The organism is Spirosoma sp. KCTC 42546 (genome assembly GCF_006965485.1).
Taxonomy (GTDB): domain Bacteria; phylum Bacteroidota; class Bacteroidia; order Cytophagales; family Spirosomataceae; genus Spirosoma.
Map to the genome: position 1 here is coordinate 1,537,632 of NZ_CP041360.1, position 21,438 is coordinate 1,559,069.

The window sequence follows — 21,438 nt, forward strand, 5'->3', positions numbered from 1 at the left end:
ACTTTCACACTATGAATCTGTCTGTTGTCATTCCTGTCTATAATAGTGAACGAACGATCGGTCCGTTGGTTGAACGATTGCAGACGTGTCTGACCGGACGGTCGTTTGAGATTGTCCTGGTGAATGATGGTAGCGCCGACCACTCGGAAGCGGTTTGTCTGCAATTGGAAAGCGAGTTTTCGACTGTTCAGTTTATAGCGCTGCGTCGAAATTTTGGCGAATTCAACGCCGTACTATGCGGCCTTAATCATACGTCTGGCGACTATGTAGTTATTATCGACGATGATTTTCAAAATCCACCTGAGGCTATCCTAACACTCATCAATCATGCAGAAACGGGGCAGTATGACGTTGTTTATAGCCGATATGCTCAGAAACAACATCATTGGTTTCGGAACCTGGGTAGCTGGTTGGTCAATACATTGACGACCTATTCGATTGGAAAACCCCGCGATTTGTATTTATCAAGCTTCAAACTGATTCGGCGCGAGGTTGTTGAGGAGATTATCCGTTACCGAGGGCCGTATCCATATATCGATGGGCTAATTTTCCGGGTAACGCGAACTGTTGGTAGTGTGGAGGTGCCACATAATAGTCGTGCTGAAGGTCGATCAAACTATACCGTTCGGAAGCTAATAGGCCTGGTCCTGAATGTATTTATTGGGTACTCTCTTTGGCCAATTCGGGTATTTACTATACTTGGGGCAGGCCTGTTCGGGCTAGGTTTACTGATTGGAATTTTGTTAATAATAGGTTGGCTAACCGGACTATTTTTTAGTCCAGGCTGGGGTATTGTACTCTGGGCCATTGGAACAGGTCTAGGATTACAAATGCTCTTTCTGGGTGTTTTAGGCGAATATCTTGGTAAGTTATTTATGGCATACAGTGGTTTGCCAGCGTATGTGGAAAAAAAGGCAGGGAGCGAGGAGCCGAGAGCAGGGAGTTAGGAAGGCTAACCTACCATGTTCATTCGAGTAGAGCAACCTTCCCTGCTCCGCCCCCCATGCTCTTTGCTTCTATACTATGATCGGTCGTTCGGAAGAATATGCGAAAATGTTTCAGTTGGAAGGCCAGCTATGGTGGTATCGTAGTTTGCACGAACGGGTCGAGCAGGCTCTGCAAACTCAGTTTGGCAGTCGACGCGACATTCGAATTTTAGACGCAGGTTGTGGTACCGGTGGTATGCTGGATTTTCTACGTCATAAGGGCTATACGATCCTTCAGGGAATTGATGGATCCGCTGATGCTGTGGAGTTTTGCCACGAACGCGGTTTTTCGGTTACGCTATTGGATTTGACAAAACTGGCTAGCTTTGAACCAGAGGTCCAATATGATGTAATTATCTGTAATGATGTGTTCTGTTATTTTACCGAGGCTGATTTGCCACCACTCTTATCTGCTTTGAGGCATCGGTTAAAATCCAATGGTATTTTAGTAAGCAACAATAATGCGTTCAGCGTATTTGAAGGACAACACGATATTGCTGTTGGCATCATTAGGCGGTTTGTTCTGGCTGATTTTGAGTACCTACTACCACAGGCTGGCTTGATTATAAACTACGCCACGTATTGGAGTTTTGTGCTTTCGCCTGTGATTTTGCTAATTCGCCAATGGCAACGATTACAATTGAAACTTGGCTGGCAAAAGCCTGAAGATGCGAAGTCAGATGTCTACCTCCCGAGTGCCTGGATCAATGAAACCCTCTATCATATTGCTAAGACTGAACAAAAACTTCTGAGCCGAACCCCGTTCGGCAGTTCTCTGTTTATAATAGTCGGTAAGTCATGACTTACCGACCGCACGGGCGGCCCTGTTATTAACTTATTGACTATTTTATGTTTACTGGTATTGTTGAAACAACTGGCCGGGTATCGGCAATTGAATCAGAAGGAACCAACCTGACGTTTCGGATCGATTCATCGTTGGCTTCTGAGTTGAAAATTGATCAAAGTGTGAGTCATAATGGGGTTTGCCTAACGGTTACCAGTGTGAGCGATGGAAGCTACACCGTGACGGCCGTGGATGAAACACTCAAAAAAACCAACCTGGGACACGTAAAACCTGGGGATCGGATTAACCTTGAGCGCTGTATGCCCGCGAATGGTCGGTTCGATGGCCACATTGTGCAGGGGCATGTTGACCAGACTGGTATTTGTACAGCAATTCAGGATTTAAATGGTAGCTGGTTATTCGATTTTCAGTATCAACCCGATACTTCCGGCAATGTGACCGTCGAAAAAGGGTCTATTTGTATCAATGGCGTCAGTTTAACCGTTTTTAATTCACAAACTGATCGTTTTCGGGTAACTATTATTCCGTATACGTATGAGCACACCACATTTAGCGATCTCAACGTTGGTGATACGGTCAACCTAGAGTTCGATATTATTGGGAAGTATATCAAAAAAATGCTCGGTGGCTATCAATAACCGATTTACTTTGTATTTAGTGGAGTAAGTTTAGAAAGTGGAGTAAGTATAATTAGGTCAATTTGTGAGTTGAGTTTAACCGATTTACTTTTACACTGACTACACCTACTTCACAAACTACCCTTACTCCACCAAAAAACCATTTCACCAATTCCGAATGACTAAAATCAGCACCCGCTCCTTTTCTGACCTGCTGATTAATATTGGCATTATCTTAGCCCTGGTGGCTGTTCTATTTCTGGCCTTTTTCTTTGTTTACCTGCCCTTTACAACCAATCACGGGCAGACGATCACTGTACCCGATGTAACAAAGCTTAGTTTCGATGAGATGCAGAATCTTCTGGATGATCGCGACCTTCGGTATGAGGTCAGTGATTGTACGTTTGTAGCCGGAGCACAGCCGCTAACGGTTATTCAGCAGTATCCACGGGCTAATGCGAAAGTGAAAGAAGGTCGTAAAATATATTTGACCATTACAAAACGAGTAGCGCCAATGGTGCCAATGCCTAAGCTCGTGGACCTGACACTTCGTAGTGCCGAGTTAAACCTGAAGTCCTTGGGGCTGGAAATAGGAGAGCCAATTTACGTGCCTGATGTAGCCAAAAATTCGGTGCTTCGGCAGCTTTATAACGGCAAAGAAATTGCCCCTGGAACCCCCGTTCCCAAAGGAGCAAAGATTGATCTGGAAATTGGGGATGGCCTCGGAAGTACGATGTTTGAGATTCCGAACGTTGTAGGATTACCCCTCGACGAAGCCGAAGCCGCTATTCGTGGTTCTAATTTGAAAGTTGGCACGAAAATTTCCGTTGATGACCCGGAGAAGGAAGTCGGCACCGTGACCAAGCAACGACCCGAAGCCAAGTCTGGTGAACGTATTCGCGTTGGCGAAACAATGGATTTGTGGATCGTGGGGCCAATTGAGCCGAACCAATAAAAACACTTTCGGCACGACTGCCAAATGGGAATTGATTTACTTACTCAGCCATCTACACCTGTTATCCGACAATTTTTGCGCGGCTTATTGTTGATTTTAGGTAGCCTGTGGGCCTCGATAGCTGTAGCACAGACATCGTTGCAACTACCATTTTTCGATGATTTTGCTACAGCGGCAGCCCGTGCTGGATCCACTCAGCCCGACCCGGCTCGTTGGGTGACGGGCAGTGGTGTGTACATTAATAACACGATGGCCATCAACCAGCCCACCATCAATGTGGCTACATTCGATGGACTGCAGGCCAATGGGCGGCCTTACGTAAGCAATAATCCGTTAGAGCAGGGATATACTGATGTGCTTGAGTCGAGACCAATTAATCTGATTGGTTTATCGGCCGGTAGTGGTGTTTATCTCAGTTTTTATTGGCAGACCAAAGGCCTTGGTGAACTGCCTGATCCTGGTGACACCCTGTCGGCTCCACAGGGAAGTCCCCCCATTCTTCAGGCTGGTGATTCATTAACGCTACAGTTTAAGGATGTAACCGGTATTTGGAAAACTGTGTGGGGGAAAGCCGGTGGTCAGGCAGACAGTACGTTTAATCAGGCGTTTGTTCAGGTTTCCGATGCCCGCTATTTTTATGATGGGTTTGCCTTTCGGTTTCGCGCGTTTGGCCGACGTTCTGGTCCGTTTGATACCTGGCATATTGACTATGTTTATCTGAACAAAGGCCGATCTGCGACGGATCAGTATATGATTGACATAGCTACGCAACGAGCGCTTAGCCCGCTTTTGAAACGTTATACTGCTATGCCGATGTCGCAGTATAAAATAAAAGGAGCCGCTGAACTGGCTGATTCGGTTAGCACGGTTGTTAAGAATTTGATTAATAACCCAAATCCAGTCTCTTCTCGTTTCAGAGTTCAGGATGATGTAACGGGGCGTTCGTTGCAGAATGACGTGACAGGTGATATATACGTAAATGGGTCCCAGCAGAGGAGTGTGAAACCGAATGCGTATGTCTTCGATAATACGGCTACCAAAGCTTTGTTGCGTTACGAAATCGACTTGCAAACAAGTGATAATCAAAACTCGATTTTTCAGCGTGATCCGTCTACTTTACTCAGAAATGATACAATTTCGGCAGTAGCTGCGCTTGATAATTATTACGCTTATGACGATGGTTCCTGGGAATATGCCCAGCAAATAAGGCAGCGAGAGCAAATTGCTGTGCGATTTATTCTGAACAAACCCGATACGATTGGGAGTGTTCGGGCCTGTATTGTGCCCTTTACAACTGACCAGACAGGCCAACCCTTTGTGATTACAGTCTATGCGAATCAAAATGGTAAACCGGGTATAGCGCTTTACCAGCAGTCATTTCCGATGCAATATCCAGATACACGCAACGGGTTTGTTGATTATAAATTTACCCGAAGCGTGATTGTGAAGGATACATTTTACATTGGCTATCAGCAAATTAGCAGCAGTGACACTACATTTTTACGTTTGGGGTTTGATAAAAATAGCCCCTTTGGCGAGAATATTTTCTACAATGGGGGGACTAACTGGGAACAGAATCTCCAAAAGGGAACGGGAGGGAATTCCGCTCCTTTATTACAGATACAGGGTGCATTTATGCTGAGACCAGTAATGGGTGGTAAACTGGCCGTTGTAACAGCCACAACGGAACCGAACCCAGTAGTCCCGCTTCGAACGTATCCTAATCCAACATCGGGCCGAATTCAGTGGGACGATCCACGCCTAACCCGATTGGAGGTGATAAGCAGTACGGGCAGGTTAGTGCATATAATTGAACCAGAACGCGGCCAGCAAACGTTAGACTTGAGTTATCTGCCCGACGGCTTATATATAATCCGACTTTTTGCTAATCAGCAGACAACCGTACAGAAATTAATCATTCAACATTAGAGTTGGTAAGTCGTGAAATGGGTGGAGTAAGTCTTTAAGTTCCATTTACATATTCCACCCATTCACTACGTACTGACTACCAACTAACACCATGGATATTACCGTACAGGAGCTCAAAGAGCGAATCGACAAAGGCGAGAAACTGAATCTGTTTGACGTTCGCGAACCCGACGAGTACGAAGCCGACAACATCGGCGCAACGCTTATCCCACTTGGCGATTTGTCGTATCGTTTAGATGAACTCGATGGGCTGCAGGATGAAGAAGTAATTGTGCATTGCCGGTCAGGTAAACGCAGCGGTATGGCTCAGCAAATTCTGGAGCAGAATGGATTTAATAACGTCCGCAATGTACTTGGCGGAATGCTGGCCTACAGAGCGCAGTAAAGATGTAGGATATATGATGTAGGATGTATGCCTTTCGGTAGACAATATAGCCTACATCATATAGCTAAATACATTGAATAATTCCTTCTACATCGTGCGGACTCACCCACGTATAATTTCCCTGATTGCGGAACCAGGTTAGCTGCCGCTTAGCGTAACGTCGGGAGTTACGTTTCAATAGACGCACCATCTCGTCATAGTCATACAGGCCATCCAAATACGGAAAAACTTCCTGATAACCAACTGTTTGAAGAGCTGGTAAATGCCGATAGGGAAGTAGCGACTGGACCTCATTGACCAGGCCTGCCGAGAGCATATCATCCATGCGCGTATCAATCCGGGCGTATAATTCCTCGCGTGGGCGGTCGAGCGCAACCAGCACCGATCGAAAAGGCCGCTCGGCAGATTGCTGCTTACGAAATGACGAGTAAGGCAGCCCCGTTGTCAAACATACTTCCAGGGCTCTGGTTACACGAATAGGATTTTGTAAATCTGCGGACTGAGCATACACAGGGTCTACTTTTCTCAATTCGGCCTGAAGTACAGCTAAGCCTTCCTGCTGAAGTCGGGCAAATAAATGTTCGCGAAGTGATGGCTCGACCGATGGGATATCGTCGAGGCCAAAGCAAACCGCATTGATATATAAACCCGTTCCACCCGATAGAATTACTATATCATTTTTCTGGAATAATTCGTTTAACAAATCAAGACATTCCCGCTCGTAGCGCCCAGCATTAACTGGGTCATTTATTGAGTGCGAACTAATGAAATGATGCTGTACACCCTCCATCTCGGCGGGTGTGGGTTTGGCCGTGCCAATACTAAGTTCACGGTATAGTTGTCGCGAATCTGCCGACACTACAGCTGTCTGTAAGATTTGAGCTAGTTGAACGCCTATTGCTGTTTTGCCAACAGCAGTAGGACCGGCAACCACAAGCAATGTTTTCAAAAGCTGACTAGACTAAATTAGAAACTCTGCAAAAGTAAATTATAGCTGGTTGCCCAACAGCTACTTTATGCAACCAATGTTACAATTTATTTTAATGGAGAGTAGTATGGCACTGAGTTAATTATTGGGTGGTAACGTTGATGAAAGTGCCATTTATGTAAAAATAAGTCACTTACTACTTCATGATTTGAGATTCATAAGTGCCAACAAGTAGTAGGGCAATACTATTCCTAAACGAGCTGTTTTGAATACGTTTTTTTTGGGATTGATTAGCAGATAGTTACGCTGATTTTTTTTATTTGTTTGGTTCGTGAAAATAGTTTGTGTTATAGATTAATCACAAATATCTATATTTGCTCATATTGTTGCAAGTGCCTTTTAATCAATGTGTTACCTACCAAAAGGTTAGTGAAAAACCTCCTCATGAATAAACAATTGACTAGTCAAAAAAACACCGATGCTACGCAATTAGCCCTTAAAAAAACCTTAGATATTATTTGTGGAAAGTGGCGATTATACATTATTTATCAACTAGGTACTGAAGCTCGGCGGTATGGTGAATTAAGACGCATGATCCCTGAAGTAAGTGAAAAAGTTTTAATTCAAGAGCTTAAAGCATTGGTTAACTTAGGTGTTATAGAAAAGAAATCCTATAATGAGGTACCGCCCCGGGTTGAATATAGTCTGACAGTTAAAGGAAATAAAGTGTTGCCTACGTTGCTCAAACTTACGTCAATTGGCGAAACCTTCCTGGAGCCGTAGTTGAATCAACTTTTTTTGATTCCGTGTCGTTAGGTATTGACATACAAAGTAAGCGGAGTCAATGAGTACAAAGGTGTATTGTTTGGTCATGGGCATGCTCGGGTACCTCCAGTTAGTCGAGCCACGCTTGGCTAAGGGGAGCCGACAGTCCATGGATATACATAACCGGATAGCTCAACAATTACGCACCAAATTACCATGGGCTTCTGGACAAGTAGCTCCACACTATTCAAAGGCGTTGCGATTCAATGTGTATAGCTTTAGTGTACTGGCTGCTGACACTGGACGCGTACGCGAGGTGATTGTTAAAGCCTACCGAGGTGAGTTGCTTCTGACCAATTTTCGTGTTCGAATTGATGGCGCTGTTGTAGGCGCTGAAGTGGCCGACTTAGATAACAATCGCTTTCCTGAATTATATGTGTACAGCACCAGCGATGGCAGTGGTTCATTTGGTCATGTACATGCCTGGCAGTTTCTGCCAGAACGAAAAGCTGATATTACAGTACCGAACTGGCGTGTGACCCTTCCGGAAGGCTATATGGGTCATGATAGCCTATGGGTGGAACGAGATATATTCTGCCGCAAATACCCGATTTATCGATCTGGCGATGCCAATGCGGAACCTTCAGGGGGCTTCCAGATGGTGCGCTACCGGCTTAAGCCAGCCGGAGCAGGATTTACGCTTGCGGCAGAATAATAAAAGTCGTTAGCTAACAGACAATAGTACTAGCGCCTGTTAGCTAACGACTCATTAACGATTCCTTAAAACACTTTAAAACCAAGTGAAAGGGTAGCAATACCAAGAAAACCTTTGATGCCCGTGTCTTTATAAACACCACCAACGGGAGCCGCATAGCGTAGATCAACATCTAAAAAGGGAACCGGTGTATAGCCTACTCCCACTTCCAGCGCATAGGTGAAATCTTTAACTTCTAAATTTTGCGCTTCATACTTGTTCAGCAAGTTGGTCTTGCCCGTAGTAGCCGGAATATCCGTTTTTGGAAAAGCAACGCTGGAATTAGCGTTCAGTACGCCTGAAGTAGTCCGGGTAGCTTCGGCTTTCTGAATAAAAATGAAGTTTGGGCCAGCATACCCACGAAGTTTTCCACCCATCCAGCGTTTCCCAAACAGAACGGGGACATCAACAGCCTCCAAGACAGACTCCGAAACAACATTTAGCGTGGCATTTAGTATACCCGGCTGTACACTAACGGGTAAGGCATTGGCTAGAGCTGCATTCGCATTGACATCGACCGTAATAATGCCTACCTGATTCAGAACAAAGCGATTATACGTGACTTCTGCCTGAATAAAAAAGTTGCTGAAGTTTTTCCGTGCCCACAAACCGCCTGAGTATCCATACCCAATTCCATTGTTTTTATTTTCCAGGTTGGGAACCTGAACGCTGCCTACTGCCTGGCCTGGAATGGTCGTATAGCCATGGGTAAATGTGCCACCGCCTTTAATACCAAATTCAACAGTTCGGATCGTATTCTGAGCTATAGCTGCCGACGTACTCACCAGGAGTAGCACGGCAAATGAAAGTTGACTAAGTTTCATAAATGAGTTTATTGTTGCAGCAAAACACGACGATAGTTAGCAGGATTAACCTGCGGAATGGTCGCACTATATTTTGCATTGATTCCTTTAATGATTTCGTTGGCCATCAGCGCGTAACCAGCAGGAGTTAGATGAATACCATCGAGGCTGAATACGCCCCCCTGAATAAAGCTGGATGTATAGGTAATGCCGCCCTGAGAAATCCCCCCCGCTGTGGCTGCCTGATTTAAAACCGTATTCGGATCAACATAAGCTACCCCTTTGGCATCGGCCTGTGCTTTCATAACCCCATCATAAGCTGTAATAGCAGCATTCAGCGCAGTTACTTCATCGGCATCCAACACATACTGGGTTGGTAATGGGTTCGTTGCGCTTAATCCATAAGACCCCGCCTTCGTTCCAACTGCGGTACTGCCAATTTTAGCATATTCCAGCGCATTCGGAATCATAAGTAAATCTCCTGTCTTCGTAGCGCGTACTCCCTGCGCTGTTTGAATAACCAGGGCGGTTATTGCGGGCGTAGGATTGTTAAGCGCTAAGTTGATTTGGGCTACAGCCAGCGGTACAGTTAGTGTTGCGAAGTATGGCGTTGTTGTGATATTGGGAATGCCAATGACAACGCCTTTGCGACCGCCTTCTGTCAGTTTGTTCATTGCCGCCGTAAAGTTTGTCGTGAACAGCTCAATAGGTGTAAGTGGTACTGTTCCTCCATTTGTGGCATAACCAAGTGCATCGTTGTTCCCTAACCAGCACGAGAAGAATGTCGCTCCATTCAGGTTATCACTCATATACTGGAAATAAGTCGTTGCTGCGGGATTTGCTACTAGTCTCTCAAAATATGGATTCCCTAAACCATAGTTTGAGGTTAGTATATCAGATACCCGAATGCTAGGAACGCCTAAATTCTGATTGGCGTCTGTAAACTTGGTTAATAAGGGTGAACCGTTGGCTGTAGTTCCTCCTCGGGCGGCACCTGGAGCTACTTGTGCAATAGACGTAATCAGACTGGTAGGATCAGCAAGTGAGGGTACGCGGATAAGCTTGAGATAACCCGCGCCAGCCGCCTGTGCTTCGGTAAATAAAGGTTGCACAAAGCTACCGCCACCAACGGTAGTGAACTGGCCTGCCAGAATACTGGGATACGAGTTAAGCTGGCTGTCTCGGTAAAGACCGCCGTCGGCATACCCAGCCGTTAGGGAGTTGCCCACTGCCACGTACTTTGTAAAGTCGGCACTGCCTTTGGTTGGCACAACGGTAGTGGTACCCGCATTGGGATCAATGTCATTGTTCGTGCAGGCATTCAGCCCAACCAATATGGTCAGCGCGAATCCCCACCGAAGCCTATTCTTGACTTGCATTCGAATGTATAGGTTGGTTGAAAGAAAGATAAAATTGTAAAAAAAGAACGCAAAAGTAAGGTCTTTCTGTTACCCGGCGGCCAATTAATCGTCAAATCCATACCAGAAAGCCGGAAGGAATTAAACAAAGCTTGAACGCAATCTGTTGTTTGTCACATATGAGTTGGCGTTATTGCCAGCCATTATTACATGTTTCATTAAAACTATACTAAGCCAATGGGTCTTTTATCATTTTTTAAGGGAGTAGGCGAAAAGATTTTTCACAAAGACGAGGTAGCTCCCCAACCAGCAGAAGCTGAGAAAGTTGAACCCGTTCGGGCACAGGCGTTACTTGACCATGTGAAACAACTGGGGCTTGCCTACAATAGTTTGACTGTTAAAACAAAAGGAGATACTGTTACCATATCAGGTTCGGTAAAGTCGCAGGAAGATTCTGAGAAAATTGCTCTGGCTGTAGGTAATGTTGAAGGTGTATCAGCCGTAGATAACCAATTGGTTGTTGATGAACCAACACCAGAAGGTAAATATTATACCGTAAAATCGGGTGATTCGCTATCGAAAATTGCTAAAGAGGTATATGGTGACCCCATGAAATATGGCGTTATTTTTGAAGCCAATAAGCCTATGCTGAAAGATCCCGATTTGATCTATCCTGATCAGGTATTGCGGATTCCGCAGCTGTAGTTTCGAGCAAGAAAGGAATAGGTCTATAGATACATAAAGTTGGTTGGCACGTCCCCCAACTTTATGTATCTATAGACCTATTCCTTTGTAACCCGAGAGAGAGTAATATTAAAACGAACATTCAGGCACAAGGACGGTTTTATTGATCTCAACTCAATGTAAAACTCATGGCCGTTCATTTATTATCATATCTGAAAGAACAGTTCACCCCTGCTGTAGTTGACCAACTTAGCAGCGATCTAAACGAATCATCGGCTACTACCTTAAAAGCCATTAACGGCTCGCTACCGACTCTACTGGGAGGACTTACACGTCATATCCAGAATTCAGGCGGAGCCTCATCACTTATTTCGTTTTTAGATAAAGAAAACTACGGTGCAACGCCTTTAGATGTGAGCCAGTCGATAGGTGAGCACCCGGTTACTAGCGAAACAATTACTGCTGGCCGTGATTTCCTGGATCATATTTTTGGCGATAAACTTACCCGGGTTCTCGAGCTCATTGGCTTGTATAGCGGTGCAAAGCCACAATCGGTACAGGCAATCCTAATACAGGTTGGGTCTGTCTTGATGGGTGTTTTGGGCCGCCAGGAACAGGAAAACGGGTTAACGGCCGAAAGTTTAAAAACCTTGCTATTGGGTCAGGCAACAGAGTTTAGGCAGGCATTGCCTAGTGGGCTGGATGGCGTGGCGAGTTTATTAGGTTTCAATGATCTTGTAACGCCCACTGGCCCGCTGACCGAAGTACAGGCCACCGATAACCTCAGCGGAAACGTTATTAATCCCAATATTCCAAAAAGCGCAGAAGGAGATCGTCGCCATGAAAATGTACGCTGGCTTCGTTGGGCTATGATTGCCATAGCTGTACTGGTATTTGCCCTGCTTGTGCAGAAGTGCAGCGAAAACCAGAATGGGGTTGATGGCATTAGTACCGACTCGACCGCCCGAGTTGAACCAAATTCCGTAGAAGATACGTCGGCTGCAACAAAAGAAAGCGTTCGGGAAGCTCATGGGCAAGCGGCTGATTCAACGGCACCCGGTCCACTTGGTATCCGTGATTCATCTAAGGTTAATCGGTAAGTGTGCTGAGATTGGTTAACTTGCAGCCTTACTTACCTCACTAACCTGCCGACGTTTTATGTTTGTTGACGCCATTGAACGCGTTGATTTGTTTACCAGACCTTTACATTCGATTGTCAGACTCTACGGGCATGATGGAATTGTGCCTGGAACTGCCACTCTATTTTTTGTGAATCAGGAAGGCTATGCCATTACCTGTAAACACGTTGCTGACCTCGTTGCCCAGGCTGACACCATTTATCGTAATTATCAGGAATTTCAGGGGGCACGCCGAAATGTGCTGAAGGAAAAAAATGCGGCTTATCTGGTAAGCCAATTGGAAACGAAGTTTAAATTAGGAATCGACACCATTATTCGGATACGGAATAATTTTGTTGGATGCGTTGACCAATTTCAGCAATTACATATCGAACGTCACCCGACTCAGGATTTGGCTTTGCTACGATTTGAAGGCTATAGCCGTCTACTCTACCGATCGCATGCTACGTTCCTGGGCGATACAACCCGCATCAAGCCGGGTCGTAGTTTATGCCGTTTAGGGTATCCCTTTCCCGAGTTTACTAATTTTCGCTATAATCCTTCGATCGACGATATTGAATGGAATACTGTAGGACGCACTAGTTCACCATCGTTTCCAATTGATGGGATTGTAACTCGTTTATCGGGTGATGCAACTGGTGTTACGGGTATTGAAATGAGTACCCCTGGGTTGCGGGGCCAAAGTGGCGGCCCCCTGTTCGATAGTAACGGACTTATTTACGGAATGCAATCGGCCACGAGTCATTTACATCTTGGCTTTGATATTGAGGATCATGAAGTACTCGTAAATGGTCGTAAAAGGCGAGTTTCGAATTATCCTTTTCTGAACGTTGGAAAGTGTGTTCATGTCGATGTAATTAAAGCCTTTTTACGGGAAAAAGGAGTATCGTTTTATGAAGGATAGAGAGTTAGCCTAAAAGCCGAATAAGTAAAGACTTTGGCGCGTTGGCTGTATCTTTGAGCGGCCAACGCTTTATTTATGTCTCAACTAGACGAACAATCAACGCAAATCGCCCTTACTACTGATGCATTTGCGTTGCTAAAACGCCTGATTTCGATACCATCATTCAGTCGGCAGGAAGAGCAAACCGCAACGCAAATCGAATCGTTTTTTCAGGAAAAGCAAATTCCGTTTAAGCGGCTTAAAAATAATGTCTGGGCACAGAATAAGCACTTCGATTCGTCTAAACCAACACTGTTGCTGAATTCGCATCATGACACCGTTAAGCCAAATCCGTCCTGGACACTTGATCCGTTTGAGCCTCTTGAGCATGACGATAAATTGTACGGACTGGGTAGTAATGATGCAGGGGGCTGTCTGGTGTCGTTACTAGCCACATTTGCCTATTTCTACGACCGGCCCAACATGGCCTATAATATGGTTATGGCAGCTACTGCCGAAGAAGAAATTTCGGGTCGCGATGGGCTGGAGCTGCTTTTACCCGAATTGCCACCCCTTAGTTTTGCTATTGTAGGTGAACCTACCGAAATGCAGTTGGCCATTGCCGAAAAAGGATTACTTGTACTTGACTGTACGGCCCATGGTGTGAGTGGCCATGCCGCCCGCGATGAGGGCGATAATGCTATTTACAAGGCTATTCGGGATATAAACTGGCTTACAACGTATCAATTCCCAAAGGTGTCGCCAACCCTTGGTCCCATAAAACTTTCCGTAACCATTATTAATGCAGGTACTCAACATAACGTTGTGCCAGATACCTGTACATTCACAATCGATGTGCGGGTCACGGAACAGTACACGCTCGAAGAAGTCATTGATACGATCCAGGCAAATATCAACGCCACGGTAAAGCCCCGATCCATTCGGCTCAAACCATCCTCTATTCCAATCAATCATCCAATTGTGCAGGCTGGTCTGGCACTGGGCCGTTATACATATGGCTCCCCCACAACCTCAGATCAGGCTGTACTGAACTGCCCGTCGCTCAAATGCGGACCGGGCCATTCGGCCCGGTCGCACTCGGCAGACGAGTTTATTTATAGCAAAGAGATAGCTGAGGGTATAACGGGCTATATCCAGATGCTGGAACAAATAATTTGATTAGTTATCATACACAGTGGTACACATAGTCTGAAGCTTATCACGAGTTCGTAATAATCTCATCTTAATAGCGCTTTCCGACAAGTGAAACTGCTCACTAATTGCTTTAATCGATAAGCCCTGCTCATATTTGAGCCGTAACAGTGTTACTTCCTGAGCTGGTAAATCATTCATCATACACTCCATAATATGCCATTGACTTGCGGTAGACTGATCTGATTCCGCTACTGAATTTATTGTTGAATCGGAGAGTAGCTCTACTTGCATCCGTTTGCGCAGCCTAAGTTGGTCGAGACAGTGATTATGCGCAACGGAGTAAAGCCAGGTAGAAAATGATGAGCGATTTTGGAAGGTCTTTAACTTGACAAATACTTTGATAAAAATATCCTGGGTAAAATCTTTAGATGTTTCAGGATCTTTAGTCATTGAAAGACATTTCTGGTAAACTTTACCAACATAGCGATTGTAAATGGCTTCGAAACTGTTTTTGTCCTTTGTGCTCTGACAAAAAGTAGTGACTTTGTTGTCAGCTGAATAAGCTTTTTCCATGATGTAGTGGATGGTTTTAAGTAGCGCAAGAGAGCATCAGCTCGCTGGTAGTCGATTTGCTCATTTGCTTTTAAGTTACGGTAGATGGTAAACGCACTGCGGGTACTGAAAAAGGACTTTAATGCATAAGTTAGATTTGTTAATTTAGGATTGTCAATAAAGATATAATGAACACTCAAAGGTCACTTACCTATTTAACAAATGCGGGTAGTTTTGTATCAAAAACCGGTACTTACATCCCAAGTAACTGATTTTTACCTACTATGTATATTATTGTATTCTATAAGTATACATAAAAGTGGTTGATGGCTAATTGTTTCGGGAAAAGGTAGAGGGGGGCATTTGATACACTTTCCGGAAAGAACGGGCAAAATAAGAGGGATCTTCGAAGCCGACCAGATAAGCTGTTTCGGATACAGAATGGCCTTGGCGTAGAAACTGGGCCGCTCGTTTTAATCGATAATTACGGATGAATTCGCCTGTTGATGTATCGGCCAGTGCTCTCAACTTCCGGTGTAAATTCATTCGACTCATGCCACTGGCTACCGTGAGTTCTTCGGCACCGAACGTTGCTTCGTCAAGATGGTCTTCTACTATCTGACACAATTTTTCAATGAGTGGATCCGTAGGAACAGGGGTATGGACTGGAGGGTCGGCACTCGTGATACTGGCCAATACCCATTGTTGCAATTGACGACGCTGCTCCAACAGATTGCGTATCCGTAATTGAAGTTCCTGAATATGGAATGGCTTGGCAATATAATCGTCGGCTCCTAATGATAGGCCTTCCAGTCGGTCATCGACAGATGCTCTGGCTGTCAATAAAACAACCGGGATATGGCTGGTACGTAGATCTTCTTTTAACTTTTGGCAAAGTGTATAACCATCCATAACAGGCATCATAACATCACTGATCACTAAGTCTGGAATCAGGTTGATGGCTTGGTGCCAGCCTTCAGATCCGTTCTTAGCTTGATGGACTGTATACAAATCCGATAAATTTTCGAAGATAAACTCACGTAAAATTTCGTTATCTTCAACAAGTAATATCAACGAGGTTTTGTCAGATCGGTTTTCGTTCTGGCTAACCACGGGTGTAAGCACGGGTATAGTTGCCGGTTCGATAGCTATGCCTGAGTGAGGGGCTGAAACGCTAGTAGCTGGGCGATAGGGTAAATAAATGGTAAAAGTGGTTCCTAGACCTGCCTTGCTGGTCACCAGAATTGTTCCTGATTGAATTTCTACCAGTTCTTTAACTAAGGCTAACCTGATTCCTGGACTTTCCTGTTCAATGGGTTGACTGTTTTCTCCCTGATAAAACCGGTCGAAGATGCGAGGGAGTTCCTCTGGCCTAATGCCAGCACCATTGTCAGAAACGGTTATCTGTATCCAGGAACTATGAGCAGGATGTTTACCAGTTGATTTATTGGATTCAGGAGCGGAGACATTTAAACCGACATTGACTTTTCCGCCTATGGGTGAAAATTTCAGCGCATGAACGATCAGATTAGTTATAATCTTTGCCAGTTTTTCTGAGTCGAACCAATACTGCGTATGCAGAGTGCCTGTTTGAAAAATTAATTGGATGTTTTTTGTTTTTGCCTGGTAATCAAACGAGTATACTAGTTTTTTGATAAATGTCTTCAGGTCTCCCAAGCTTTCATTTAGCCGAAGTACATTGGTTTCTGCTTTCGATAAGTCTATTAATTGGTTGACCAATTCCAGAATTTGGGCAGCATTTTGATTGATTAAGTTCAGTTGATACTGGTCTTCATTACTATGTAAGCGTTTCTTCAATGTTTCTACGGGCCCTAAAATTAAGGTTAACGGAGTTCTGAATTCATGAGCAATATTGGTGAAGAAACGCACTTTCATGGCATCAACTTCCTTGAGTTGCCTGGCTTCTTGCTGGTGTAGGTAGGAACGAACCAATATATACCCTACTGCCAACAGGCCAACAAGATAGATGAGAATAGCCCACCAAGTAGCCCACCAAGGCGGCCGGATAACTAACGTCAGCTCCCGAATATATGGACTCCAAATGCCCGACGTATTTGAGGCATTTAATTTTAGGGTGTATCGTCCCCAGCGTAGATCGGTATATTGAACTACTGGTTCACGCGTTTCGATCCATGTCTTGTCCAATCCAACTAACTGATGACGGAACTGGATTTTGCCCTGGCGGTTGTATTGTAAGGCAGCAAAGTCGATCGATATAAAGTTCTGATTATAGGGTAAATCCAGGCGACTGATAGCTTGGACGGGTAGCGAGTCGGTGAGTGGGCCGGGTAAAATTGACTGGTTATTGAGTTGGATATCGGTGATTTGGGTGCGTGGCTGATAGGTATCATCCTGTAACTGATTGGGGTAAAAAGACGTAATTCCTTCTAACCCTCCCAGTAGAATACGGTCATCAGACAGATGCAGAAAATGAAAATGATTGAATTCATCTTCCAAAAGCCCATCATCATGTGTATAAGTGCGAGCCTGAAAAGACCGGCGATCCATACGGCAAAGTCCCTGATTGGTACCGATCCACAAAAAACCCTGTTTGTCGGGAATAGCGGAGTAGATTACATTATTGGGTAAACCCGTTTTGGTAGAAAACCGACGACAGGTGCCAGTTCGTTTATCAAAACGACACAGGCCATTGCCGAATGTACCCACCCACAAGATGGTTTGGTCAAGGGGATCATCGAATACACAAAACAATTGGTTGCTACTCAGCGAGGCCGGATTCTTTGGCAGATTTTTATAGGAGCGAATCTGGCCAGTACGACGATCTATCCGATAAAGCCCCTGTGTTCGTGTTGCCAGCCATAAAGCCTGATTATCAACTACGAAATGAAGTATCTGCCCATCTACACCGGTTGGCAATGTAGCGTTTGATTTAAATTCATTCAATCGCTTTTTTGCCCGGATCGGATATTGAAAGCGACGCCATTCACCATCTTCGTACCATGTTGCCACCGAATCTGTTACGACCCACACGTGACCTGTAGGATCGGTTGCCATCGGCGCAATTGGGTAAGTCCAGCTATGTTGAGCAAGTAAAGAAACAGGGAAGGGAATTGGCGTGATTTTCTTTGTGTTCAAATCAACCTGATAAAAGTGCTTGTCGCCCATATTGAACCAAAGTTTCCCGAACTTATCGAGCGTATGCCTGAAAATATAGGGCGATGCGTTTGCTGCTCCAGCAGGTACCTGATTAGCAGGTATCCCCAATTCCCGTTTGAATAGATCATTGTAGAAGTTGCGCTCGTAGGGCACAGCCTTAAACATACTGGGTTTGAGATTGTATTTAAGAATGCCCGTTTTGTTGGTGCCTGCCCACAGCACATCTGAACGGTCGATAAGCAAGCTGCGAAAGACTGACTCTCCAGTCAATGTCGCCAGTACGCTTATTCCTTTTGATTCACTGAACCTACACAGCGTGTTGTATTGATTAAAGTACACATCGCCCTGAGTAGCCACCACCATACAAGCCTGATTCCATTGCTCAGTAGGGCCAGTATGGACAGGTAATGCAAATGACCGAATACGGCCAGACTGGGGAGTCAACATCATGATAGAGTTGCTTAATAGGATAAACAACTCACCATCTGGCCGCAATTTGATCCCTCTGATATCATTATACGGAAGAACATACTGATTGAAACGGGCCGTTCGCGGGTCTAAACGATATAGTCCGGTTCTATTGGACATCCAGATGGTTCCTTGTTTGTCTTGAACGAAAGTGCCGAATTCTGAAAAAGAATCTGGGCTAGCCTGATACGTATAGTGTCGTAAGCGATAGGTATCTGGATCGATACTGGCAACCCTGTTTGAAATAAAACTAAGCCATAAACGGCCCTGTCCATCGAAGTAATGTGCATGGACGATATCCCGACCGAACTGTCGTTTGAAGACAGGTTGCCTGGAAATATTGATGAATTTTTCCGTTACCGGGTCTATAATATCAATGTCATTGTATTCACTGAATACCCATATTCGCCCCCGCTTATCAAGACTCAAACCAGAAAGGCTTAATGATGAAATACCTGGATTACCATCTGTAGTTGGCTGAAACACTTTAAAATGGTTGCCGTCATAGCGGCATAGGCCATCACGAGTAGCCATCCAGATAAAACCCTGACGATCCTGCACAATGGCGGGCACAAAGGCCTGAGGTAAACCTTGTTTGCCGGTAATAAGCTCAGGTTGTGGTAAGGCAACAATCTGGCCATATACTGATAGTCCGCTTATAGGAATAAACGTCAGTAAAAATAGAATTGATAATAAGACTATTTGCCGATAATAAATCAAAACCGGATGCATTTGTCAGATCTGGCAAAAAATATCAAGTATCTGGCTGGGAATTATCCAGTAAAGCAACCAGATAGCTCTAACTTGTTGATAAGTTGATTAGCTTCTCAATAAGGGTATGCAATATAAACATAATCTAAAAATTAGTTTACTATATTTTAGCAGTCTTTAACGGCTTGACTATTAGACCAATAATGATACACATTCGTCTGATAAGAATAGCTAATTTTCGTATTAACATTTGGCATTTGCTGTAGAGGTATACTAAATAAAATTTTATATTATCTTTAATGATTTGATAATCAATCTGTTGAGGATACTTTTAGTTCCGGGAAGGTGGCTGATAACTAGGTTGCAATAGGTGTTTCGATGCATAGGTGCCACACCGTTTGCGCTTTTCACTTGCCCAATCCCGACAGGGAGGCTACTTTTTAGTTACTTTTAACAGCGAAAACATGCCTTAGTTACCCACTTTTGAAGTCCCTATTCCCTTATGCGTTGCTATTCTGCCTTCCCAGGATTACTGATTTTACTAACTGCAACCTGCCTTATAGCCCAGCCAATAGCTAAACCGACCCCCCGTCAACTGGCCTGGCAACCTCTTGAAACTACGGCTTTTCTACACTTCACCGTCAATACATTTACCGATAAAGAATGGGGCGATGGCACCGAAAGCCCAGCTATTTTTAATCCAACCAAACTGGATGCCCGACAGTGGATTAAGGCCCTAAAAGATGCAGGTTTTAAAATGGCCATTATTACAGCCAAGCATCATGACGGTTTCTGCTTGTGGCCATCCAAAATGACCGAGCATTCCGTTAAAAACAGCCCCTGGAAAAATGGAAAAGGCGATGTCGTGCGTGAGGTAGCTGATGCCTGCCGTGAGTTTGGCTTGAAATTCGGCGTGTATCTGTCGCCCTGGGATCGTCATGAACCACGCTATGGCACAGCCGCTTACAACGATTACTATAAAAGCCAGTTGCGCGAATTACTGACTAATTACGGGCCGGTTTCTGAGGTTTGGTTCGATGGGGCGAAGGGTGAAAACGCCAAGGATATGACCTATGATTTCGCGGGTTACTGGGCACTGGTTCGAGAATTACAACCCAATGCGGTCATGTTTTCGGATGCTGGACCCGATGTTCGTTGGGTGGGTAACGAAGCCGGTAACGCGGGCGAAACCTGCTGGTCGACGATCAATACCGATGGGCTGGCTCCGGGTGTAGCCGATTCCAAATACCTGAACCGGGGCGATGCAACGGGTAAACAGTGGGTGCCAGCAGAGACCGACGTATCGATACGGCCGGGCTGGTTTTATCATGCTACGGAGGATGCGAAAGTACGGTCTGGTAAAAATCTGGTGAATCTTTATTATCAGTCGGTGGGGCGGAATAGCTTGTTGCTGCTGAATGTGCCGCCTAATCGTGAGGGCCTTTTTTCAGAGCCAGATCTGGCGAGTTTGAAAGAGTTTCGCAGTATTCTGGACGAAACATTTAAGCAAAATCTGGTGGCTAAGCAGCCCAAGTTGACCGATAAAAAACTTGGCACATTCAAGGCGTTGGCTGCCAATCAACCGCTTATGATTGATCTCAATGGCGAGCAATCGTTTGACCGTATGTCAATTCAGGAGAACATTGCTACGGGCCAGCGTATTGCCAGTGGGCGCGTGGAGTACTGGGATGGTGCGGGCTGGAAACCGCTCCAAACATTCACAACGGTAGGGTATAAACGGCTGCTACGCTTCCCGGCAGTGAAAGCATCGAAGCTACGTTTGTTTATCACAAATGCGAATGGACCGGTGGAACTGGCTGAAGTGGGTGTTTACAAAGCATCGGCGCGGGAAAGCGAGTAACGCGGTGATAGCGCAAACGAGCCGGGCCGTCGTGCGGACGTTCGCGCTATCACTTCCCTGTGCTGGATTGTTTCTAAATTAGCCTTGTTTGATAGCACATATAAACTTTAACAAACTCTTTGCGTTAAGCACGTAAAGAGAAGGGTTTCATGAAATCAATTGTTGCTTTTTTGCTGGCGGGGCTAATTCTGGGGAGCAGTTTGCTGCCTGGCTTTGGCGTTGAGCAGTCGACCAAACTGGTCGAACTGATCCAGCATTACCAGCAACATGAAAAAGCGAGCCCTGGTTTGAGTTTTACCGACTTCATGGTGATGCACTATGGCGAAAACTCAGAGCATCAGAAGCACCCCAATCACAGCCATCACAACCTGCCGTCGGTAGGCCACATGGTTACCGGCTTTACCTCGAACGGCCTTCGGTTGAGTATGTCATCGTACATACCGGTAGTGCTTGCTTCTCAGAAGGCGTTCTCACGCTACACAAATCTCTATTCGTTCCTCTCCGTTTTTTCGCTGATCAATCCGCCCAGACGCTAGTTCTCGCGTACCTGTAGGCCAAATTG

The 21,438-nt window shown here is 45.1% G+C and carries 19 protein-coding genes; 14 read left to right on the forward strand and 5 right to left on the reverse strand.

Going from position 1 to position 21,438, the window contains the following annotated elements; genetic code table 11:
* The first annotated feature begins 11 nt into the window (after positions 1 to 11).
* From EXU85_RS06190 to EXU85_RS06215, 6 genes are all read left to right on the forward strand, one after another.
* Complete coding sequence (locus EXU85_RS06190) at positions 12 to 947, forward strand: glycosyltransferase family 2 protein (protein WP_142771237.1); 936 nt, start codon at positions 12 to 14, stop codon at positions 945 to 947.
* Between the two features lie 76 nt (positions 948 to 1,023).
* Complete coding sequence (locus EXU85_RS06195) at positions 1,024 to 1,788, forward strand: class I SAM-dependent methyltransferase (RefSeq protein ID WP_142771238.1); 765 nt, start codon at positions 1,024 to 1,026, stop codon at positions 1,786 to 1,788.
* 47 nt (positions 1,789 to 1,835) lie between these two features.
* A complete protein-coding gene (locus tag EXU85_RS06200; protein ID WP_142771239.1) occupies positions 1,836 to 2,429 on the forward strand; it encodes a riboflavin synthase in 594 nt (197 codons plus the stop codon).
* A gap of 157 nt (positions 2,430 to 2,586) precedes the next feature.
* Positions 2,587 to 3,363 carry a PASTA domain-containing protein gene (locus tag EXU85_RS06205; RefSeq protein ID WP_142771240.1) on the forward strand — a complete coding sequence of 259 codons (777 nt, stop codon included), beginning with the start codon at positions 2,587 to 2,589 and terminating at the stop codon, positions 3,361 to 3,363.
* Positions 3,364 to 3,387: 24 nt separating this feature from the next.
* Positions 3,388 to 5,292 (forward strand): T9SS type A sorting domain-containing protein, encoded by a 1,905-nt coding sequence (locus tag EXU85_RS06210; protein WP_142771241.1) that lies wholly within the window; start codon positions 3,388 to 3,390, stop codon positions 5,290 to 5,292.
* Positions 5,293 to 5,383: 91 nt separating this feature from the next.
* On the forward strand, positions 5,384 to 5,677 hold the full coding sequence (locus EXU85_RS06215) for a rhodanese-like domain-containing protein (protein WP_142771242.1): 294 nt from the start codon (positions 5,384 to 5,386) through the stop codon (positions 5,675 to 5,677).
* Positions 5,678 to 5,741: 64 nt separating this feature from the next.
* Here EXU85_RS06215 and miaA read toward each other — a convergent pair whose 3' ends face one another.
* Positions 5,742 to 6,626 carry a tRNA (adenosine(37)-N6)-dimethylallyltransferase MiaA gene (gene miaA / locus EXU85_RS06220; RefSeq protein ID WP_142771243.1) on the reverse strand — a complete coding sequence of 295 codons (885 nt, stop codon included), beginning with the start codon at positions 6,624 to 6,626 and terminating at the stop codon, positions 5,742 to 5,744.
* Positions 6,627 to 7,049: 423 nt separating this feature from the next.
* Between miaA and EXU85_RS06225 the strand changes: the two genes are divergently transcribed.
* Both EXU85_RS06225 and EXU85_RS06230 read left to right on the forward strand, forming a co-directional pair.
* The gene (locus EXU85_RS06225) at positions 7,050 to 7,388 is read left to right on the forward strand and encodes a helix-turn-helix domain-containing protein (protein WP_142771244.1); all 339 of its coding nucleotides are present in this window, start codon (positions 7,050 to 7,052) and stop codon (positions 7,386 to 7,388) included.
* A gap of 151 nt (positions 7,389 to 7,539) precedes the next feature.
* Complete coding sequence (locus EXU85_RS06230) at positions 7,540 to 8,085, forward strand: hypothetical protein (RefSeq protein WP_246859445.1); 546 nt, start codon at positions 7,540 to 7,542, stop codon at positions 8,083 to 8,085.
* Between the two features lie 65 nt (positions 8,086 to 8,150).
* On the opposite strand, the gene EXU85_RS06235 is transcribed toward EXU85_RS06230, so the two are convergent.
* Positions 8,151 to 8,948: an outer membrane beta-barrel protein gene (locus EXU85_RS06235; RefSeq protein WP_142771246.1), complete on the reverse strand. Its 798-nt coding sequence runs from the start codon at positions 8,946 to 8,948 to the stop codon at positions 8,151 to 8,153.
* A gap of 8 nt (positions 8,949 to 8,956) precedes the next feature.
* Positions 8,957 to 10,306: an SGNH/GDSL hydrolase family protein gene (locus EXU85_RS06240; protein ID WP_142771247.1), complete on the reverse strand. Its 1,350-nt coding sequence runs from the start codon at positions 10,304 to 10,306 to the stop codon at positions 8,957 to 8,959.
* A 216-nt stretch (positions 10,307 to 10,522) separates the two neighbouring features.
* On the opposite strand from EXU85_RS06240, the gene lysM reads away from it, so the two are divergent.
* The 4 genes from lysM (at position 10,523) to EXU85_RS06260 (ending at position 14,170) form a co-directional block, all read left to right on the forward strand.
* Complete coding sequence (lysM, locus tag EXU85_RS06245; RefSeq protein WP_142771248.1) at positions 10,523 to 10,990, forward strand: peptidoglycan-binding protein LysM; 468 nt, start codon at positions 10,523 to 10,525, stop codon at positions 10,988 to 10,990.
* Positions 10,991 to 11,157: 167 nt separating this feature from the next.
* Positions 11,158 to 12,069 (forward strand): DUF937 domain-containing protein, encoded by a 912-nt coding sequence (locus tag EXU85_RS06250; RefSeq protein ID WP_142771249.1) that lies wholly within the window; start codon positions 11,158 to 11,160, stop codon positions 12,067 to 12,069.
* A gap of 58 nt (positions 12,070 to 12,127) precedes the next feature.
* Positions 12,128 to 13,012, forward strand: a complete 885-nt coding sequence (locus EXU85_RS06255; protein ID WP_142771250.1) for a serine protease — start codon at positions 12,128 to 12,130, stop codon at positions 13,010 to 13,012.
* A 75-nt stretch (positions 13,013 to 13,087) separates the two neighbouring features.
* On the forward strand, positions 13,088 to 14,170 hold the full coding sequence (locus tag EXU85_RS06260) for a M20 family metallo-hydrolase (protein WP_142771251.1): 1,083 nt from the start codon (positions 13,088 to 13,090) through the stop codon (positions 14,168 to 14,170).
* Here the strand turns inward: EXU85_RS06260 and EXU85_RS06265 are convergent, their stop codons facing one another.
* Positions 14,171 to 14,719, reverse strand: coding sequence for an RNA polymerase sigma factor (locus tag EXU85_RS06265; protein WP_142771252.1), 549 nt, complete (start codon positions 14,717 to 14,719; stop codon positions 14,171 to 14,173).
* Between the two features lie 309 nt (positions 14,720 to 15,028).
* Entirely contained in the window at positions 15,029 to 19,036 is a 4,008-nt protein-coding gene (locus tag EXU85_RS06270) for a hybrid sensor histidine kinase/response regulator transcription factor (protein ID WP_142771253.1), read from the reverse strand.
* A 481-nt stretch (positions 19,037 to 19,517) separates the two neighbouring features.
* Between EXU85_RS06270 and EXU85_RS06275 the strand changes: the two genes are divergently transcribed.
* Both EXU85_RS06275 and EXU85_RS06280 read left to right on the forward strand, forming a co-directional pair.
* On the forward strand, positions 19,518 to 20,876 hold the full coding sequence (locus EXU85_RS06275; protein ID WP_142771254.1) for an alpha-L-fucosidase: 1,359 nt from the start codon (positions 19,518 to 19,520) through the stop codon (positions 20,874 to 20,876).
* Between the two features lie 149 nt (positions 20,877 to 21,025).
* Positions 21,026 to 21,412 carry a hypothetical protein gene (locus EXU85_RS06280; protein WP_142771255.1) on the forward strand — a complete coding sequence of 129 codons (387 nt, stop codon included), beginning with the start codon at positions 21,026 to 21,028 and terminating at the stop codon, positions 21,410 to 21,412.
* Positions 21,413 to 21,438: the final 26 nt, after the last annotated feature.

What these genes read in the sequence shown, in the direction of transcription:
- EXU85_RS06190 (WP_142771237.1), top strand. Translation starts at nt 12, where the DNA reads ATGAATCTGTCTGTTGTCATTCCTGTCTATAATAGTGAACGAACGATC.
- EXU85_RS06195 (WP_142771238.1), top strand. Translation starts at nt 1,024, where the DNA reads ATGATCGGTCGTTCGGAAGAATATGCGAAAATGTTTCAGTTGGAAGGC.
- EXU85_RS06200 (WP_142771239.1), top strand. Translation starts at nt 1,836, where the DNA reads ATGTTTACTGGTATTGTTGAAACAACTGGCCGGGTATCGGCAATTGAA.
- EXU85_RS06205 (WP_142771240.1), top strand. Translation starts at nt 2,587, where the DNA reads ATGACTAAAATCAGCACCCGCTCCTTTTCTGACCTGCTGATTAATATT.
- EXU85_RS06210 (WP_142771241.1), top strand. Translation starts at nt 3,388, where the DNA reads ATGGGAATTGATTTACTTACTCAGCCATCTACACCTGTTATCCGACAA.
- EXU85_RS06215 (WP_142771242.1), top strand. Translation starts at nt 5,384, where the DNA reads ATGGATATTACCGTACAGGAGCTCAAAGAGCGAATCGACAAAGGCGAG.
- EXU85_RS06225 (WP_142771244.1), top strand. Translation starts at nt 7,050, where the DNA reads ATGAATAAACAATTGACTAGTCAAAAAAACACCGATGCTACGCAATTA.
- EXU85_RS06230 (WP_246859445.1), top strand. Translation starts at nt 7,540, where the DNA reads ATGGATATACATAACCGGATAGCTCAACAATTACGCACCAAATTACCA.
- EXU85_RS06235 (WP_142771246.1), bottom strand. Translation starts at nt 8,948, where the DNA reads ATGAAACTTAGTCAACTTTCATTTGCCGTGCTACTCCTGGTGAGTACG.
- EXU85_RS06240 (WP_142771247.1), bottom strand. Translation starts at nt 10,306, where the DNA reads ATGCAAGTCAAGAATAGGCTTCGGTGGGGATTCGCGCTGACCATATTG.
- lysM (WP_142771248.1), top strand. Translation starts at nt 10,523, where the DNA reads ATGGGTCTTTTATCATTTTTTAAGGGAGTAGGCGAAAAGATTTTTCAC.
- EXU85_RS06250 (WP_142771249.1), top strand. Translation starts at nt 11,158, where the DNA reads ATGGCCGTTCATTTATTATCATATCTGAAAGAACAGTTCACCCCTGCT.
- EXU85_RS06255 (WP_142771250.1), top strand. Translation starts at nt 12,128, where the DNA reads ATGTTTGTTGACGCCATTGAACGCGTTGATTTGTTTACCAGACCTTTA.
- EXU85_RS06260 (WP_142771251.1), top strand. Translation starts at nt 13,088, where the DNA reads ATGTCTCAACTAGACGAACAATCAACGCAAATCGCCCTTACTACTGAT.
- EXU85_RS06265 (WP_142771252.1), bottom strand. Translation starts at nt 14,719, where the DNA reads ATGGAAAAAGCTTATTCAGCTGACAACAAAGTCACTACTTTTTGTCAG.
- EXU85_RS06270 (WP_142771253.1), bottom strand. Translation starts at nt 19,036, where the DNA reads ATGCATCCGGTTTTGATTTATTATCGGCAAATAGTCTTATTATCAATT.
- EXU85_RS06275 (WP_142771254.1), top strand. Translation starts at nt 19,518, where the DNA reads ATGCGTTGCTATTCTGCCTTCCCAGGATTACTGATTTTACTAACTGCA.
- EXU85_RS06280 (WP_142771255.1), top strand. Translation starts at nt 21,026, where the DNA reads ATGAAATCAATTGTTGCTTTTTTGCTGGCGGGGCTAATTCTGGGGAGC.